Origin of the sequence: Pantoea sp. BR_17, from assembly GCF_041955125.1 — a bacterium.
Taxonomy (GTDB): domain Bacteria; phylum Pseudomonadota; class Gammaproteobacteria; order Enterobacterales; family Enterobacteriaceae; genus Pantoea; species Pantoea stewartii.
Window position 1 is genome coordinate 43,977 of sequence record NZ_JAVAXT010000013.1, and the last position, 17,793, is coordinate 61,769.

Annotated in this window: 17 protein-coding genes; 14 read left to right on the top strand and 3 right to left on the bottom strand. The window is 56.2% G+C overall.

The window, feature by feature from the left end; translation table 11 throughout:
- Nucleotides 1-6 precede the first annotated feature (6 nt).
- From RAC60_RS18315 to mlaA, 8 genes are all read left to right on the top strand, one after another.
- Nucleotides 7-747: a heme ABC transporter permease gene (locus tag RAC60_RS18315; protein ID WP_033740732.1), complete on the top strand. Its 741-nt coding sequence runs from the start codon at nucleotides 7-9 to the stop codon at nucleotides 745-747.
- Nucleotides 744-977, top strand: a complete 234-nt coding sequence (gene ccmD / locus RAC60_RS18320) for a heme exporter protein CcmD (RefSeq protein ID WP_006120099.1) — start codon at nucleotides 744-746, stop codon at nucleotides 975-977. Before RAC60_RS18315 ends, ccmD begins: the two co-directional genes overlap by 4 nt.
- Nucleotides 974-1,459 carry a cytochrome c maturation protein CcmE gene (gene ccmE, locus RAC60_RS18325; RefSeq protein WP_283786074.1) on the top strand — a complete coding sequence of 162 codons (486 nt, stop codon included), beginning with the start codon at nucleotides 974-976 and terminating at the stop codon, nucleotides 1,457-1,459. Before ccmD ends, ccmE begins: the two co-directional genes overlap by 4 nt.
- Nucleotides 1,456-3,414, top strand: a complete 1,959-nt coding sequence (locus RAC60_RS18330) for a heme lyase CcmF/NrfE family subunit (protein WP_375094115.1) — start codon at nucleotides 1,456-1,458, stop codon at nucleotides 3,412-3,414. The genes ccmE and RAC60_RS18330 overlap by 4 nt, the downstream gene beginning before the upstream one ends.
- Complete coding sequence (locus RAC60_RS18335; RefSeq protein WP_375094116.1) at nucleotides 3,411-3,965, top strand: DsbE family thiol:disulfide interchange protein; 555 nt, start codon at nucleotides 3,411-3,413, stop codon at nucleotides 3,963-3,965. Before RAC60_RS18330 ends, RAC60_RS18335 begins: the two co-directional genes overlap by 4 nt.
- Entirely contained in the window at nucleotides 3,962-4,417 is a 456-nt protein-coding gene (locus RAC60_RS18340; RefSeq protein WP_039339742.1) for a cytochrome c-type biogenesis protein, read from the top strand. Before RAC60_RS18335 ends, RAC60_RS18340 begins: the two co-directional genes overlap by 4 nt.
- On the top strand, nucleotides 4,417-5,628 hold the full coding sequence (gene ccmI / locus RAC60_RS18345; protein ID WP_375094117.1) for a c-type cytochrome biogenesis protein CcmI: 1,212 nt from the start codon (nucleotides 4,417-4,419) through the stop codon (nucleotides 5,626-5,628). Before RAC60_RS18340 ends, ccmI begins: the two co-directional genes overlap by 1 nt.
- A 129-nt stretch (nucleotides 5,629-5,757) precedes the next feature.
- Nucleotides 5,758-6,522: a phospholipid-binding lipoprotein MlaA gene (gene mlaA / locus RAC60_RS18350; protein WP_033740717.1), complete on the top strand. Its 765-nt coding sequence runs from the start codon at nucleotides 5,758-5,760 to the stop codon at nucleotides 6,520-6,522.
- A gap of 124 nt (nucleotides 6,523-6,646) precedes the next feature.
- Here the strand turns inward: mlaA and fadL are convergent, their stop codons facing one another.
- Complete coding sequence (fadL, locus tag RAC60_RS18355) at nucleotides 6,647-7,921, bottom strand: long-chain fatty acid transporter FadL (protein ID WP_033740714.1); 1,275 nt, start codon at nucleotides 7,919-7,921, stop codon at nucleotides 6,647-6,649.
- A gap of 358 nt (nucleotides 7,922-8,279) precedes the next feature.
- Here fadL and RAC60_RS18360 point away from each other — a divergent pair, with 358 nt between their 5' ends.
- The 4 genes from RAC60_RS18360 to sixA all read left to right on the top strand — a co-directional run bounded on the left by RAC60_RS18360 (nucleotide 8,280) and on the right by sixA (nucleotide 12,853).
- Complete coding sequence (locus RAC60_RS18360) at nucleotides 8,280-8,576, top strand: YfcZ/YiiS family protein (RefSeq protein ID WP_006120091.1); 297 nt, start codon at nucleotides 8,280-8,282, stop codon at nucleotides 8,574-8,576.
- A gap of 162 nt (nucleotides 8,577-8,738) precedes the next feature.
- The gene (fadI, locus tag RAC60_RS18365) at nucleotides 8,739-10,049 is read left to right on the top strand and encodes an acetyl-CoA C-acyltransferase FadI (protein ID WP_375094118.1); all 1,311 of its coding nucleotides are present in this window, start codon (nucleotides 8,739-8,741) and stop codon (nucleotides 10,047-10,049) included.
- Nucleotides 10,049-12,169 (top strand): fatty acid oxidation complex subunit alpha FadJ, encoded by a 2,121-nt coding sequence (gene fadJ / locus RAC60_RS18370; protein WP_375094119.1) that lies wholly within the window; start codon nucleotides 10,049-10,051, stop codon nucleotides 12,167-12,169. The genes fadI and fadJ overlap by 1 nt, the downstream gene beginning before the upstream one ends.
- A gap of 201 nt (nucleotides 12,170-12,370) precedes the next feature.
- Nucleotides 12,371-12,853: a phosphohistidine phosphatase SixA gene (sixA, locus tag RAC60_RS18375; RefSeq protein ID WP_006120087.1), complete on the top strand. Its 483-nt coding sequence runs from the start codon at nucleotides 12,371-12,373 to the stop codon at nucleotides 12,851-12,853.
- Between the two features lie 71 nt (nucleotides 12,854-12,924).
- Here sixA and RAC60_RS18380 read toward each other — a convergent pair whose 3' ends face one another.
- Both RAC60_RS18380 and smrB read right to left on the bottom strand, forming a co-directional pair.
- Nucleotides 12,925-14,745, bottom strand: a complete 1,821-nt coding sequence (locus RAC60_RS18380) for a methyl-accepting chemotaxis protein (RefSeq protein ID WP_375094120.1) — start codon at nucleotides 14,743-14,745, stop codon at nucleotides 12,925-12,927.
- 274 nt (nucleotides 14,746-15,019) lie between these two features.
- A complete protein-coding gene (gene smrB / locus RAC60_RS18385; protein ID WP_039339724.1) occupies nucleotides 15,020-15,568 on the bottom strand; it encodes an endonuclease SmrB in 549 nt (182 codons plus the stop codon).
- Nucleotides 15,569-15,728: 160 nt separating this feature from the next.
- On the opposite strand from smrB, the gene prmB reads away from it, so the two are divergent.
- Complete coding sequence (gene prmB, locus RAC60_RS18390) at nucleotides 15,729-16,661, top strand: 50S ribosomal protein L3 N(5)-glutamine methyltransferase (RefSeq protein WP_006120083.1); 933 nt, start codon at nucleotides 15,729-15,731, stop codon at nucleotides 16,659-16,661.
- A gap of 46 nt (nucleotides 16,662-16,707) precedes the next feature.
- Nucleotides 16,708-17,793, top strand: a complete 1,086-nt coding sequence (gene aroC / locus RAC60_RS18395) for a chorismate synthase (protein WP_185199207.1) — start codon at nucleotides 16,708-16,710, stop codon at nucleotides 17,791-17,793.

The window sequence follows — 17,793 nt, forward strand, 5'->3', positions numbered from 1 at the left end:
GTAAACATGTGGAAAGGATTACATCAGCTGGCGAAGCCCGAACGGCTGTATCAGTTGTGCGGTCGGCTGGTGCCGGGGTTCGCCCTGGCCAGTGCGGCGGTACTGCTGCTGGCCTGGATATGGGGATTTGGCTATGCACCGGCAGACTACCAGCAGGGTGACAGTTTTCGCATTATGTATATTCATGTTCCGGCGGCCATGTGGTCGATGGGGATATACAGCGCGATGGCCGTTGCGGCGTTTACTGGTCTGGTCTGGCAGATGAAAATGGCCGATTTAGTCTCAGCGGCGATGGCACCGATCGGTGCGGTGTTTACCTTTATTGCGCTGGTTACCGGTTCTGCCTGGGGCAAGCCGATGTGGGGAACCTGGTGGATATGGGACGCCAGGCTCACATCAGAACTGGTGCTGCTGTTTTTATATCTGGGCGTCATTGCGCTGTATCAGGCGTTCGAGGACCGTCGCATGGCCGGGCGCGCCGCAGGGGTGCTCATTCTGGTCGGCGTGATCAATCTGCCCATCATTCATTTCTCTGTGCAGTGGTGGAATACCTTGCATCAGGGATCGTCCGGCTTACTGCAACAGGCTATCGCGCCGCCGATGCGCACGCCGCTGCGCTGGGCCATCCTGGGTGACCTGCTGTTGTTTATCACGTTAACGCTGATGCGCTTACGCAACCTGATTCTGCTGACGGAACGTAAACGTCCCTGGGCGATTGCCCTGGCAAAGACAAGGAGCAAAGAATGACGCCCGCTTTTGCCTCATGGCATGACTTCATTGCCATGGGCGGTTACGCCTTTTACGTCTGGCTGGCGGTGGCAGGGGCGCTGGTGCCTCTTTGTGGCCTGATTGTACACAGCTGGTGGTCACACAGACGTTTGCTGGCGGACATTCGCCAGCGTGATGCCCGGGAGCGCCGTCTGCGCGCGGCCAGTGTTAAACGTGCCGGGACTAAAACGGCAGGAGAAGCGAAGTGAATACCCGCCGTCGTAATCGCCTGTATGTCGTCGTGGCGATACTTACCGGACTTGGACTGGCTACCGCGCTGGTAATGTATGCGCTGCGGTCCAATATCGATCTGTTTTATACGCCCGGTGAAATCCTGGAGGGGAAAGGTGATGCACACATCCGGCCGGAACCCGGACAGCGTCTGCGCGTGGGCGGCGTGGTGATGCCCGGCAGCGTCACGCGAGATCCCCGAACACTGGCCGTCTCTTTTCAGCTTTACGATGGCCGTGGTGTGGTCAGTGTAAACTTTGTGGGCATTTTGCCCGATCTGTTTCGCGAGGGGCAGGGCGTCGTTGCACAAGGCGTCCTTGAACCCGGCAACCTGATCAACGCCAAAGAAGTGCTGGCGAAACATGATGAAAACTACACGCCACCTGAAATCACCGCCGCGATGAAGCCCGCACCACCCGAGCAACAGGCCGCGACTCACCCGGCAGGACAGACACCATGATGCCAGAACTGGGCAGTTTTTTACTCTGTCTCGGCGTCGCGTTGGCGCTGCTGCTCAGCGTATATCCGCTGTGGGGCGCCTGGCGTCAGGATGCGCGCCTGATGGGCATGGCGCGTCCCCTGGCCGTTGGCCTGTTCGGCTGTGTGGCGGGGGCTTTCGGGTTGCTGGTCTGGGCGTTTATCGTTAACGACTTTACCGTAAGCTATGTCGTTAACAACTCGAATTCCCTGCTGCCGGTCTATTACCGCATTGCGGCCACCTGGGGGGCGCACGAAGGCTCCCTGCTGCTGTGGGTGCTGCTGCTGAGTGGCTGGACGCTGGCCGTGGCGATCTTCAGCCGCGGCATGCCGCAGGACGCACTGGCGCGTGTGCTGGCGGTGATGGGCATGATTACGCTGGGCTTCCTGTTATTTATCATCCTCACCTCTAATCCGTTCAGCCGTACCCTGCCGGACTTTCCCGTCGATGGCCGCGACCTCAATCCCATGCTGCAGGATATTGGCCTGATCTTCCATCCGCCTTTGTTATACATGGGCTATGTCGGTTTCTCGGTGGCCTTTGCTTTTGCCATTGCCTCCCTGATGGCCGGAAGACTGGATACCGCCTGGGCGCGCTGGTCGCGTCCCTGGACCACCGCAGCCTGGCTGTTCCTGACCATAGGTATTGTGTTGGGCTCTGCGTGGGCCTATTACGAGCTGGGCTGGGGCGGCTGGTGGTTCTGGGATCCGGTTGAAAATGCGTCCTTTATGCCCTGGCTGGCTGGCACGGCTTTAATGCACTCACTGGCGGTGACCGAAAAGCGCGGCACCTTTAAAGCCTGGACCGTATTGCTGGCGATTACCGCGTTCTCCCTGAGTCTGCTCGGGACCTTCCTGGTGCGATCCGGCGTGCTGGTCTCGGTGCACGCGTTTGCCTCCGATCCGGCGCGGGGCATGTTTATTCTGGCCTTTTTGGTGATTGTTATTGGCAGCTCGCTGCTGCTCTATGCCCTCAAAGGAGGGCAGGTCCGCAGCCGGGTACAAAACGCCTTGTGGTCGCGCGAGTCCTTTCTGCTGGGCAATAACGTCCTGTTGATTGCGGCCATGCTGGTGGTGCTGCTCGGTACGCTGTTACCGCTGGTCCATAAACAACTCGGTCTGGGCAGCATCTCCGTGGGCCAGCCCTTTTTTAATACGCTGTTCAGCTGGCTGATGGCACCGCTGGCCTTAATGTTGGGGATTGGGCCGTTAGTGCGCTGGCGCCGTGATGAACCCCAGAAGCTGGTACGGCGTTTGCTGTTAGCACTGGCCGTCACGCTGCTGGCCTCCGTGCTGTTGCCCTGGTGGCTACAGGATCGGGTAGAGGCAATGACGGTAGTGGGCCTGCTGATGGCGGTATGGATCATCGTATTAACCCTGATGGAACTGCATGAACGTGCGACGCATCGTCATTCTTTTTTCACCGGACTGCGCCACTTGTCACGCAGCCACTGGGGCATGGTGCTCGGCCATTTAGGTGTCGGCGTCACCGTGATTGGGATAGCGTTTAGCACGCAATACAGCGTTGAACGGGATGTGCGCATGAAAGCGGGCGACAGTGTTGATATCCATCGCTACCACTTTGTCTTCCGCGATGTTCAGGATCTGCAAGGGCCCAACTACAGCGGCGGCGTGGCGGTGATTGATGTGACGCGGGACGGGCAGCCTGAAGCGATGTTGTATGCGGAAAAACGCTTTTATTCAGCGGCGCGCGCCATGATGACCGAGGCGGCAATTGATGGTGGCTTTACCCGCGATCTCTATGCGGCGCTGGGTGAGGAACTCGATGACGGCAGTTGGGCGGTGCGCATTTACTATAAACCCTTTGTGCGCTGGATTTGGTTCGGTGGACTGTTTATGGCTGCGGGCGGTCTGCTCTGTTTACTGGATCCGCGTTATCGTGCGCGTAAAAAAGGCGAGCGCGAGGTGCGGGCATGAAAAAGATTCTGTTTATTCCCCTGATCCTGTTTTTACTGCTGGCCGCCGCGCTGCTTTGGCAACTGTCACGCAATGCGGCGGGCGACGATCCTACGCGGCTGGAGTCGGCGTTAATTGGTAAACCGTTGCCGGTGTTCCGGCTCGAAGCCCTGGAAACGCCAGGTAAAACCTACAACCAGCAAAAGCTTATCACCGGCAAACCGCTTTTACTCAACGTCTGGGCAACATGGTGCCCGACCTGTCGGGCAGAACATCACTATCTGAATACGCTGGCAGAGCAGGGCGTGCGGGTAGTCGGGCTCAATTATAAAGACGATCGGCAAAAGGCGGTGACCTGGTTAAACACGCTGGGTAATCCTTATGCGCTCAGCCTGTATGATGGCGACGGTATGCTGGGCCTGGATCTTGGCGTATATGGCGCACCGGAAACCTTTCTGATCGATGGCAACGGCATTATTCGCTATCGCCATGCCGGAGATCTGAATCCGCGCGTCTGGCAGCAGGAAGTAAAGCCTTTATGGGATAAATACAACACGGAGAGCGGCTCATGAAAGCGCTGGTGACGATGCTTTGCGGCTTGCTGTTTAGCGCCAGCCTGTGGGCGGCCATCGATACCTATGCATTTGACTCCGTCGCGCAGGAAGAACAGTACCGTGATATCACCGCCTCCCTGCGCTGCCCCAAATGTCAGAACAACAGCATTGCGGATTCCAACGCCATGATTGCGGCGGATATGCGGTTGAAAGTTTATCAGCTGATGAAACAGGGACAAACGCGTCAGCAGATCCTCGACTATATGGTGGCGCGCTACGGCAATTTCGTCAGCTACCAACCGCCCGTAACGCCATCCACCGTGATTCTGTGGCTGGGACCTGCGCTGTTTGTCGCAGGCGGCGCGGGCGTAATCGTCTGGCGCAGTCGCCAGCGTAAGACCTGTAGCGAACTGAGTGATGAAGAGCAACAGCGGCTTGAAGCCATTTTGAAATCGGACAGGGAAGCATAATGGCAGCCTTTTTAATCGCGATATTGGTACTGCTGTTCGCGGCCTGTGTGCTGTTCCTGGCCGCAGGCTGGCGTCCGCGCGCGTCCCACTTAGTCACGCGTAACAGCCTTAATAAGGATTTTTATCACCAACGGCTGGCCGAACTGGCGCAGGATGAGGATCAGGGCGTGATTGCCGAGCGGGACGTGATGGCGCGCGAGCTACAGCAGTCACTGTTGAGTGATATTCCGCCCGCACCGGATGCACAGTCGCGCAGCAGTCGCCGTTGGGTATTGTTACCGGGCATTATTGTCTTACTGGTCGTGCCGCTGGTGTGCTATCTCAACACCGGCGGTTTTGTGCCGTTCAGCGGCTGGCTGCAGGTGCAGAAAGCGTATCCTGCGCTGCGTGCGCAGGTGCTGGATCCTCACGCGAAGCCGCTGACGCCGGAACAGCTTTCACGCTTACAGCTCGGTTTGCGCAGCCATCTGCAAACCGAGCCTGATAACCTTAGCGACTGGGCAAGGCTTGGCCGTCTTGGTATGGTGCTGAATAACGCGACGACCGCCCGTCAGGCGTTCGAGCACGCGCTGCAGTTGGCACCGAATAATCAGGTATTAAAACAGGATTACGCCGAGGTTCTGGCCCGGTCGGGCGATCCACAGGAAAACCGTCAGGCAGAACTTGTGTTGCAGGATCTGCGTAAACAGGATCCGCATAATGCCCGGACGCTGAGCCTGCTGGCTTACGCTGCCTTTGAACAGCAACACTATGCTCAGGCGATTGCGGCCTGGCAAACCTTACTGAACGCGCTGCCGGCGGACGATCCCCGGCGCGACAACATTGCGCGCAGTATTGAGCAAGCCAGAACGGACGCCGGACAACAAGCGAGCCAGTTGACGGTAGATGTGACGCTTTCTCCCCAGGCAGAAAACATGTTACCGCCGGGCGGAGTCATGTATATTTCGGTTACTGACGGTATGTCGCCCGTGCCGGTGGCCGTGAAGCGTCTTGCTGCCGGGCATTTTCCCGTGTCGCTGACGCTGGATGACAGTAATGCCATGATGCAGGGGCGCCGTCTTTCGGCGCAGAAACAGATCCAGGTTCGCGTCAGGATTTCACGTAATGGCCGCGCGAACCCTGAGCCGGGTGACTGGTTCGGTGTCAGCGCCGTCGTGCCCTGGGACGGTCATCAGCATGTGACCGTTGAGATTAATGCGCAGCAGCCTTAGACCGATATTCTCTGGCTCTGTCTGAATCTGTAAACCGCACCGTGGATATCAGCTATGCTTGCTTAACGCGCTGATCTACCCGAGAAAGGCGGCAGGGTATACATCACTTATATGCACAGGGAGAAAAAAATGGATCACCGCCTGACCAGCCTGGCCTTGGCCAGTGTGCTTCTGGTGGGTTGTGCCAGTTCAAAGCCGGAGACCGATGCGCCAGCCGGGCGTAGCGATCCGTTTGAAGGCTTTAACCGCACAATGTTTAACTTTAACTACAATGTGCTGGACCCGTATGTGGTGCGTCCGGTGGCTGTGGCCTGGCGCGACTATGTGCCCGTCCCGGCACGTGCTGGCCTGAGCAACTTCCTGGGCAACCTGAGCGAACCCGCCAGTATGGTGAACGCTATTCTGGTCGGTGAGCCGCGCAATGCCGGTATTCACTTCACGCGTTTCTTCCTGAATACCGTGCTGGGCCTGGGCGGCTTTATCGACGTTGCAGGCAAAGCGAACCCTGAGCTGGCGCGCCAGGGGCCGCAACGCTTCGGTACCACGCTGGGGCACTATGGCGTGGGCTACGGTCCTTACGTGCAGTTGCCTGGCTATGGCAGCTTTACGGTGCGTCAGGACGGCGGCGATTATGTGGATACGCTTTATCCGGTGCTGGGCTGGTTGACCTGGCCGATGTCCGTGGGTAAATGGGCACTTGAAGGGGTGGAAACGCGTGCGCAACTGCTGGACTCCGATGCCATCCTGAAACAGCAGCGCGATCCTTACGCCTTTATGCGTAACGCCTATTTTGAGCGCTATGACTTCTTGGCGCGTGGTGGCAAGCTGAAGCCCGAAGATAATCCGAACGCAGCGGCAATTCAGGACGATCTCAAAGATATCGATTCTCAGTAATGTGAGGCCGCCCGGAAAAGGGCGGCTTCAGGCTGAAGTGATTTATACGAATGTTCTGTCAGGGCTCGCCAGGCGGAGCAAAAAAAAGCGACACAGTGTGTCGCTTTTTTATGCGGTCAACATATCAGAATTTGTAGTTGAAGCTCGCGCCGTACAGCCAGGCTTTACCACTGGAATTAAAGGTGTAATTGCCTTCCTGAATGGTAACTTTCTGACCATGCATATAAGAGACGCCGACATCGACGGAAGCATCGTCATTAAATGCATAGGAGGCACCCGCACTCAGCCACAAGCGATCCTGATCCGGGATGGAGATGGAACGCTTGTCAGCCGGAACCGGGCTGTCATCAAAGGCGATACCGCTGCGGAAGGTCCAGTTTTTATCGTACTGGTAAGTGGTACCCAGGGCGATACGGTAGGCATCATGGAAGCCTTCATCTTTATAGAACAGCGTCTGACCATTCGAACCGGTCGCTTTCAGCTCCTGGAACTGGCTCCAGCTGGTATAGGCCAGGCTATAGTGAACGGCCCATTGTGGCGCGACTTTATGCCAGCCTGAAACTTCCCACATTTCTGGCAGATTCAGGGTTAATGAACCCGGAATCGTGTTTCCGCTTGTGCCAAAAGGTGCGCCGGGAATGTTAAATGCGTTGATGGCCGCAGGAAGATTACTTTTGTAATCCCCATCAAAGTCAACTTTCACCTCAGAGCGGTAGGTGAAACCAAAACGGTTATTATCATCAACCTCATAAAGTACACCGGCGTTCCAGCCATAACCCCATTCGTTCCCCTTTAGTCGGGTAATTTGGGTATCCGCAGGAATGCCCAGCGCGGAGAACGACTCTCCGGCATAACGCTCAATTTTCGCTTTAGCATAAACGGCATCAAAACCCACACCAAAGCTGAAGTGTTCATTCAGGCGGTAGGCGGTGCTGAGGTTAAGATTCACGGTCGTCAGGTCTGTTTTACCGCCGAATCCGCCTGCGGTATAACCGTTATTAAATTCTGTCGCCAGACCGTAGTTTGAGGTGGCAGAGGCCCCTACCCACCATTGGTCATTAATCGGCTGGACATAGTGCAGATCAGGGACCCACTGATTAGGCGCGATGTTTTTCGCATCCAGGCTACGTCCTGTTGGACTCTGGCCGCTGATATCCACTTGAGGATCGATATAAACCGCACCGAGTGAAAATTCAGGGCGATCCATCAGCGCCATGGTCGCCGGGTTACGGCTGGCTGAGGCCGCCGTATCACCCATTGCGCCTTCGCCTGAATAAGCACGACCTAAACCAATGGAAGAAAATTCATTTAACTGAAATCCGGCTGCGTAAACGTTAGAGGAAATAAGCGCTACCGCAGCTGCCACGGCTGACTTTGCGAACAGGTTTTTATGGTTCATGACCACAACCTCATGTGAATTATTATTTAACGTTGTGACGTCGTGTAACAAGGAACGGCGGATTGTATGGACTGATGACGGTCGGACATATCAGACCAGTGCGGAGAGTATAGGTCCGACCTGTACACATGTTGCAATATTGTTTTTAAATTATTTCCAATTTGATAGATGAAAATTCGATCTGCTTAACACTTCTCTGCGGGAAACGAGGCAGGCAGCAGGCGCAAAACTGATTCAGATCAAATTATATTGTGATATTCGTCACTTAGCGTCGCGTGCATAGCGGGGGAGAAATCCAAAGCGTAGAATTTTTCGCAGCGAAGGCTTTTCCCTTTAGTTGTGAAACCAGGAGATTACCATGACGGATGCTCTGAAAAAATGTCGCGCGACCGAAACGGCGGCATGCTGTTGTGTGGATGTCGGTACCGTAATGGACAACACCGATTGTACCGCCAGTTGGTCAGCGTGGTTTGGCCAGCGCGCGGAAGCCGACAGCAAACTGGCTGAACTGAGCGAAAGGGCGCGTCAGGTCGAGTCCGATCCCTGTGTCATAGATGCGCGATTCACAGAAGAGACGGGCGGCGTGCGGCTTGATGTTGCTTTTACTTTTAGCTGTCAGGCAGAAACCCTGATTTTTCAGTTAGGTTTACGCTGAACCGCTTAACGCCGCTGCCCGGCGGCGTTTGTCATTTTCGTGTTTCTCATCTCACTTTTCTCTTCCTGATGTTGGCGGCGTAGCCGCTTGTGGTTAACACTGTGGATCAGGTCAGACCTCTTTTGGCAATGATGCCCCGGTCACGATGCACAGGTGGATACAATGAGCAAAGCGCAGTCACTGTTGACGCGTACGGGCGAGCGCATCGCTATCACTCACGGATTACGTACGCCTTTTCTCCGTCAGGCGACAGGATTTCATGGCATTCCCGCCGTAGAGCTGGGCCGGATGGTGGTCAGCGAAATGGTGGCCCGGAGTGAGTTACCGGTCGGGGTGATTGAGCAACTGGTGTTTGGTCAGGTGGTGCAGATGCCAGAGGCTCCCAACATCGCGCGGGAAATTGTGCTGAGCAGTGGTCTCAGCGTCAGTACCGATGCGTACAGCGTCAGCCGAGCCTGTGCGACCAGCTTCCAGGCGGTGGCTAACGTCACGGAAAGCCTGCTGGCAGGCACGATTTCGGTCGGTATTGCGGGCGGCGCGGATTCCTCTTCCGTCCTGCCGATTGGCGTCAGTAAAACGCTGGCTCGTGCGCTAGTGGATATGAACAAAGCAAAAAGCCTTTCCCAAAAGTTTCAGATTCTGCGCCGCCTGCGTCCCGGCGATCTGTTACCGGTGCCGCCTGCCGTGGCCGAATACTCCACAGGATTACGCATGGGCGATACCGCAGAACAGATGGCGAAAACGCACGGCATCAGCCGGGAAGAACAGGATGCGCTGGCTCTGCGTTCGCATCAGCGCGCAGCGCAGGCCTGGCAGTCGGGCGTGCTGAATCAGGAAGTCATGGCCGCCTTCGTCCCGCCCTTTAAGGCCCCCATAGACCAGGATAATAACGTGCGAATGGATGCGAAAGCGGCTGACTATGCCCGTTTACGTCCGGCGTTTGATCGCCAGCACGGCACGGTAACGGCAGCCAACAGCACGCCGTTAACGGACGGGGCGGCGGCGGTGATATTGATGCGTGAAGGCCAGGCCAAAGCGCTGGGATTACAGCCGCTGGGCTATCTGCGCAGCTACGCCTTTACCGCCATTGATGTCTGGCAGGACATGCTGCTCGGGCCCGCTTACGCCTCGCCGCTGGCGCTTGATCGTGCTGGCATCACGCTGGCTGATCTGACGCTTATTGATATGCATGAAGCGTTCGCGGCGCAGACCTTGAGTAATATTAAGCTGTTTCGTGACGAACGTTTTGCCCGCGAGGTATTAAACCGCTCGCACGCGCTGGGTGAAATCGACGATGCACGTTTTAACGTCCTGGGCGGCTCCATCGCCTATGGTCATCCTTTTGCGGCGACCGGCGCGCGCATGATCACGCAGACCTTAAATGAATTGCGTCGGCGCGGAGGCGGGCTGGGACTGGTCACGGCCTGTGCCGCCGGAGGATTAGGTGCAGCCATGGTTCTGGAGGCCGAATAATGGAACAGCGCGCGTTTACTTTGCAGATGCGGGACGATCATGTTGGCGTGATCACCATTGATGTGCCCAATGAAAAAATGAATACGCTGAAGGCGGAATTTGCGGTCCAGATTGCCAGCCTGATTAGCGAGGCACGCCAGCATCCGCAGCTGCTCGGGCTGGTACTGATTTCCGGCAAGCCTGACAACTTTGTAGCAGGTGCCGATATCAGCATGATTGATCGCTGTCAGCGTGCGGATGAAGCCGAAGCTCTGGCAAGGCAAGGGCAGGAGGTAATGGCCGCGATTGCCGCCTTACCGTTTCCCGTGGTGGCCGCCATTCACGGGGCCTGCTTAGGCGGCGGTCTTGAGCTGGCGCTGGCCTGTCATTCACGCATCTGTACGCTGGATGATAAAACCCGTCTGGGACTGCCGGAAGTGCAACTGGGATTACTGCCCGGTTCGGGTGGCACGCAGCGTCTGCCGCATCTGATTGGCGTGCAAAAGGCTTTACCTCTCATCCTGACGGGGAAAAGCCTGCGCGCGAAACAGGCGAAGAAGCTGGGGATTGTCGATGACGCGGTGCCGCAGGCGATCCTGCTGGATACCGCTATCGAAAGCGTTAAAAAAGGCAAACGCCGCCGCGCACCGCTTCCGCTACGCGACCGTCTGCTGCAGGGGCCGATCGCCCGCCAGGCCTTGTTTGCGCTGGTCAGGCGGGAAACGGAACGCAAAACCCAGGGGAACTATCCGGCCGCGCAACGTATCATCGATGTGGTGCGCATTGGGCTTGAGCAAAGCAGTCAGGCAGGTTATGCCGCCGAGGCGCGCGCCTTTGGCGAGCTGGCCATGACGCCGGAATCGGCGGCGCTACGCAGCCTGTTTTTTGCCTCCACCGCGCTGAAAAAAGAGAACGGAACTGAGGCGCAGCCCCGGCCAGTCGAACGTGTTGGTGTGCTGGGCGGCGGGTTGATGGGCGGCGGCATTGCCTGCGTCAGCGCAATTCATGCCGGTCTGCCCGTGCGCATTAAAGACATCAGCCTGAACGGCATTAATCATGCGCTGCAGACCAGTTGGGCGCTGCTGAGTAAAAAAGTGCAGCGTCGTCAGCTCACCCCGGCGCAGCGCCAGCAGCAGATGGCGCGCATCAGCGGCGGTACCGACTATCAGGGGTTTACCCAACGTGACATCGTCATCGAGGCGGTGTTTGAAGATCTGGCGCTGAAACAGCAAATGGTGGCAGAGGTGGAAACGCACTGTCAGCCCCAGACGATTTTTGCGTCCAATACCTCTTCCCTCCCGATTGCCGACATTGCGGCGAAGGCCGCGCGTCCTGAGAATATTATTGGCCTGCACTACTTCAGTCCGGTGGAGAAAATGCCGCTGGTTGAAGTTATCCCGCATGCGGCGACCTCGCCTGAAACGCTCGCCAGCACCGTCACGCTGGCACGTAAACAGGGCAAAACGCCGATTGTGGTCGCTGACAGACCGGGCTTTTACGTCAACCGTATTCTGACGCCCTACATCAACGAAGCGATGCGCTGTCTGCTGGAGGGCGAACCTGTTGAACATATTGACCGCGCACTGGTGACGTTTGGCTTTCCGGTTGGGCCGGTTCAACTGCTGGATGAGGTGGGCATCGATGTCGGCAGTAAAATCTCGCCCGGGTTGCAGCAGGCTTACGGTGAACGGTTTGCGGCACCGCCTGCTCTGGCGGCTGTGATCAACGACGGACGCAAAGGGCGAAAAAATCATAAAGGGTTCTATCTGTATGAATCGTCACGTTTGCAACGTAAAAAGCCGGATCCCACCGTGTACGACGTATTGCAGATTAAACCCGCAAGCGTGCAGAGTGGGGCACACATCGCAGAGCGCTGCGTGATGATGATGTTAAATGAGGCGGTGCGCTGTCTGGATGAGCAGGTTATCCGCTCGCCCCGTGACGGTGATATTGGTGCGGTGTTTGGTATTGGCTTTCCCCCGTTTCTGGGCGGGCCATTTCACTATATTGATCGCCTTGGTGCTGGGGAAATCGTCAACAGATTAACGCGGCTTGAGCAGCAATATGGTGACCACTTTGCACCCTGTGAAAGACTGCAGCGGGCAGCGCAACAGCAGACAAAGTTTTACACTTCTTCATAAATATGAATATCCATCCTGATTCAGGGGGTTAGTCGTGTGTCGCACCATCATGATGCGACGCCGTAATCGGGCAGGTGCTTATTTAATAAACAACCGGTTGACTATACTGAAGCCATTAGGGTAAAACACGACGTTCATTCGCAGAATGAAGCGCCTGACACGAAGGTGTCAGGCGATGTCGACAAACAACAGCGGTGCTTTATGCAAGTTTTTATCATGCGTCACGGCGATGCGGCGCTCGACGCTGCCAGTGATTCAGTCCGGCCCTTAACGCTTTGTGGATGTGATGAATCACGCCAGATGGCGAACTGGTTAAAAGATCAGGCTGTTGACATTGAACGTGTCCTGGTCAGCCCTTATCTGCGTGCGCAACAAACGCTCGCGACAGTTCGTGAGGCGCTGCCCTTACCAGACGGGGCGGATATCCTGCCGGAGTTAACGCCTGGCGGCGATCCGGGGCTGGTGGGCTGCTATTTGCAGACGCTGGCAAACGAAGGGGTGAAATCGGTGCTGGTGATCTCTCACCTGCCGCTGGTCGGTTATCTGGTGTCGGAGCTGTGCCCTCAGGAAACGCCACCGATGTTCGCTACTTCGGCCATTGCCTGCGTGGATTTTGACCCGGCGGAAAGCCAGGGCAAGCTGCTCTGGCAGGTCAGTCCTAAAAAACTGGCAAAAGCGATGTAAACGCTGTCGGGCCATCCTCTGGCCCGACACTGAAAACGTTTGACTCACTTCACCCGTTTTCTTTCCACACGTTACGCAATCACAAAACGCGACACCGATCCTGCCAGCGTTTGCGCCTGATCGTGCAGCGCACTGGCGGCAGCGGACGACTGCTCCACCAGCGCGGCGTTCTGCTGCGTCACGTTATCCATCTCAACAATCGCGACGCCTACCTGCGCAATGCCGCGATTCTGCTCTTCCGACGCATGAGAAATTTCGTTCAACAGATCCGTCACGTTACTGACCGAGTTGACGATCTCCCCCATGGTGTTCCCCGTCTGACTCACCAGTTGCGAACCGGCATTAATACGCGCCACAGAATCATGAATCAGCGCTTCAATCTCCTTCGCCGCCTGCGCACTGCGTTGTGCCAGATTACGCACTTCGCTGGCTACCACGGCAAAGCCCCGACCTTGTTCTCCGGCCCGTGCCGCTTCTACGGCGGCATTGAGTGCCAGGATATTAGTCTGAAACGCGATACTGTTTATCACGGAGGTGATTTCTGAGATTTTGCCAGAGCTGGTGGTGATCTCATTCATGGTGCTGACCACATCCGTAACCAGCTGCCCACCGCGGCTGGCGGTGTCGAAGGTTTGCTGCGCCAGTCGACTGGAATGATGAATGTTGTCTGCGTTCTGCTTAACCGTTGCGGTCAGTTGCTCCATGCTGGCTGCGGTCTGCGCAAGGGCGGCGGCCTGGCTTTCTGTGCGGGCTGACAGATCATTATTGCCGGAGGCAATCTCCGCTGAAGCCTGACTGACGCTGGTCACGCCACTGCGGATACCGCTGATAATGCGACGCAGCTCATCGCTCATTTCACCGACTGCATGCATCAGTTCGCCCAGCTCATCCCGACGGGACGATTTCAGCACGGTGCTGAGGTTGCCACGCGCCATCTGATTAGCGACGTGCAGCAGTTCAGCGAGAGGACGCGTCAACTGGCGGGTAATAAACAGGGCGATAAGAATGCCTGCTACAATAGCGGCGGTGATAATCACCGTCATCAGCCAGACGGCCTGATTCGCGTCGTGATTGGTCGCATCTAACTGTTGGGTAAACAAGGCGTTGCTCATGTCGGTCAGGATTTTGCCCGCAGCCGCCAGTTGCACAGTGGCTGCGTCACCTGCCGCCACCGACGCCATCAGCGCATTGATATCGCCCTGTTTGGTCTCAAGCTGTGCGCTGACTTTTTCAAGCGCAGCACTGTCTGCGGCGTTAAGGCGCGGTTTGACCTGAGCCATCAGCTGCACGGTTTCCGACAGGAAGTTGCTCAGGGCGTTGCGATCTTCTTCTTTGTGCTCAAGGCCAAAGAGTTTGACACGTACCGCCACGCCGCCCAGGTGTTTATTGATTTCCTGTAACGCCGCGCTCGTCTGCGGGTCACTGCTGTTGCTTGCGGCCAGTTGGCTGATATCCCGCATCTCATCCGCCACGGACAGGTTCTGAAGCGCCTGTGCCCCGTTACGGACAGCCTGTACCGTATCGGCGCGTTTCTGCCGGTAAGTGGCAATAGCGGACGGCATCGCCGTAATCATCGCCTGCTGACTGTCATCCCAGTGAAAAACGCCCAGGTTTTTCAGATTCTGATCCACCTCTTTCAGCAGATTTTCGTTAACGTCGATGAATTTTTCATCATGCGTTTTCACGAACTGCAGTCGGGCATCTTTGGCCTGTGAAAACCGGTCATTAACGCTTTTCAGCTCCCTGAGCTTTTCGGCCCGGACGCTGATGTCGTTCAGATTTTTAATCCCGCATATCGCTACGGCCAGACTCAAAAGTAAAATCAGTCCAAAACCGAGCATCAGCTTTTTGCCCACTTTCAAATTCTCAAAAAAATGACTTAACCCGCTCATTCAAAAAGTTCCCTTGGTCAATGTGCCGAAATATTCAAACGTAATGTGCCTAAATGCTTAGACGTTATCGGCAGCGAGTAAATTGTATTCAGTATAAATAATTACATAAGCAAATAGTCTGCGTCAGTCTGAACAAAAACGGGCAGAACAGAGGACCAAAAACAGGCGCAAAAGTGAAAGAAAGCGGGCGTCGGTTAAACCGGTTTCCCCCGGCAAAGGGGGGAAGAAACGGGGCGAAACGGCGGGGTGAAAAAGACGTCTCAGGGCAGGAATATCAAGGCAGCTCTGGCGGTTGCCATTCTTCGACTTCAATCAGGACCAGCAGCGCGGCGTCGCCACCAAACATTTTGGGTGCCTGATGAAACGCCATTACCCAGGGATGCTGGGCCAGCCACAGCGGCGTTTGTTGCTTTAAAATATGTTTACCATGTCCGGTCATCACGCTGGCACAAAAAAGGTGTTCGCGACGGCAGGCGGCAATCAACGCGCCCAGTTCCTGTTTGGCCTGCATCTGTGTGAGTCCATGCAGATCGAGAAAAATTTCTGGCGTGTAATCGCCCCGACGCAGCTTTTTCAGCTCGAAATGGCTCACGTCCGCACGGACATAGCGCGTCGCCCCTTCTGTGGACAGCAGCGGCTGGAACTCATCGGAAAAATAATGGCTGTTGTCCGCTTGCTCAGACAGCAGGCGTTTAACCGGCACGTCGCGGGTTTTGACCACCGGCTTATGCACGATAGTATCTTGTTTCAGTTCTCGCGTGCCGGTCATTAACTGACGGAACAGCGCTTGATCATCCTGGCTCAGGGTCGGTTTTTTACGCATGGGTCGTGAATCATGTCTGAGGTGGCTGATTAACAGCAGAAGCCATTACCTTACCGTTTACTGTCATTAATTGTCAGCTTTTTCACCTTGCTGCGCTGAATTCTGCTCGGCTTCGTGGCAAACTATCGGCCGATTTAGTTAAAGGCCTGCGGAGGGCTATGTGGACAAAATTTTCGTCGATGAGGCAGTGAACGAACTGCACACCATTCAGGATATGCTGCGCTGGTCGGTCAGCCGCTTTACCGCGGCTGGCATCTGGTACGGACACGGCACAGATAATCCCTGGGACGAAGCCGTCCAGCTGGTTCTGCCTACGCTTTGGTTACCGCTTGATATTCCGGAAGACATGCGCAATGCCCGCCTGACCGCCAGTGAACGTCATCGCATTGTCGAACGCGTCATTCGTCGCGTTAACGAACGCATCCCGGTTGCCTATCTGACTAATAAAGCCTGGTTCTGCGGCCATGAATTCTATGTCGATGAACGCGTTCTGGTTCCCCGTTCGCCGATTGGGGAGCTGATTGAAAACCGTTTTGCCGGCTTAATTCCTGAAAAGCCGCGTCATATTCTGGACATGTGCACCGGAAGCGGCTGTATTGCCATCGCCTGTGCTTACGCCTTCCCGGACGCCGAAGTTGACGCGGTGGATATCTCCCACGATGCGCTGGCAGTGGCGGAACAAAATATCGAAGAGCATGGTTTGATCCACCATGTCACGCCGATTCGCGCCGATCTGTTCCGCGAATTGCCGCCTGTGCAATACGATCTGATCGTGACCAATCCGCCCTATGTGGATGCCGAAGATATGGACGATCTGCCGGGCGAATATCACCATGAGCCTGAGCTGGGTCTGGCGGCCGGAAGCGATGGCCTGAAGCTGGTCCGCCGTATTCTGGCCTGTGCGCCGGGTTACCTGAGCGAAAACGGCGTGCTGATTTGCGAAGTCGGCAACAGTATGGTGCACATGATGGAGCAGTATCCCGATGTGCCTTTCACCTGGCTGGAGTTTAACAACGGTGGTGACGGTGTCTTTATGCTCACCCGTCAGCAAATCGTTGATGCACAGCACCATTTCTCATTCTATAAAGACTAAAAAGAGGGGCGAGCGTTCGCCCGTCAAACCGTAACAAGGAATCTCAATGGCCGGAAACAGCATCGGACAGTTCTTTCGCGTCACCACCTTTGGCGAATCTCACGGCATTGCTCTGGGATGTATTGTTGATGGCGTGCCGCCCGGCATTCCGTTGACCGAAGCCGATATCCAGCACGATCTGGACCGCCGCCGTCCGGGCACTTCGCGTTATACGACGCAGCGCCGTGAACCGGATCAGGTCAAAATTCTGTCAGGTGTGTTTGAAGGTGTCACCACAGGGACCTCGATTGGCCTGCTGATTGAGAACACCGATCAACGTTCGCAGGATTACGGCGCCATTAAAAATCTGTTCCGACCCGGCCATGCGGATTACACCTACGAACAAAAATACGGTACGCGCGACTATCGCGGCGGTGGCCGTTCATCGGCACGTGAGACGGCGATGCGCGTGGCGGCGGGCGCCATCGCCAAAAAATACCTGCACATGCAGCACGGGATCGTGGTGCGGGGCTATCTGGCGCAGATCGGCGACGTGGCCTGTGAACTTAAAGACTGGACCATCGTTGAAGAGAATCCGTTCTTCTGCCCGGACGCCGATAAGCTTGAGGCGCTGGATGAACTGATGCGCGCGCTGAAAAAAGAGGGCGATTCTGTCGGTGCCAAAGTCACGGTCATGGCGGAAAATGTCCCGCCGGGCCTGGGCGAACCGGTCTTTGATCGCCTGGATGCGGATCTCGCGCATGCGCTGATGAGCATTAACGCCGTGAAGGGCGTTGAAATTGGCGACGGCTTTGCCGTGGTGAATCAGCGCGGCAGTCAGCATCGCGATGAAATTCGGGCTAACGGTTTTCAGAGTAACCACGCAGGCGGCATTCTCGGCGGTATCAGCAGCGGTCAGACTATCAGCGCCAATCTGGCGATGAAGCCGACCTCCAGCATTACCGTGCCAGGCAAAACCATCACCCGCCACGGGGAAGAAGTGGAGATGATCACGAAAGGCCGTCACGATCCCTGCGTGGGCATTCGTGCGGTGCCGATTGCCGAAGCCATGATGGCAATTGTGCTGATGGACCATCTGCTGCGCCAGCGTGCGCAGTGTGGCGATGTCAACTCCACCGTGCCACGTTGGTAA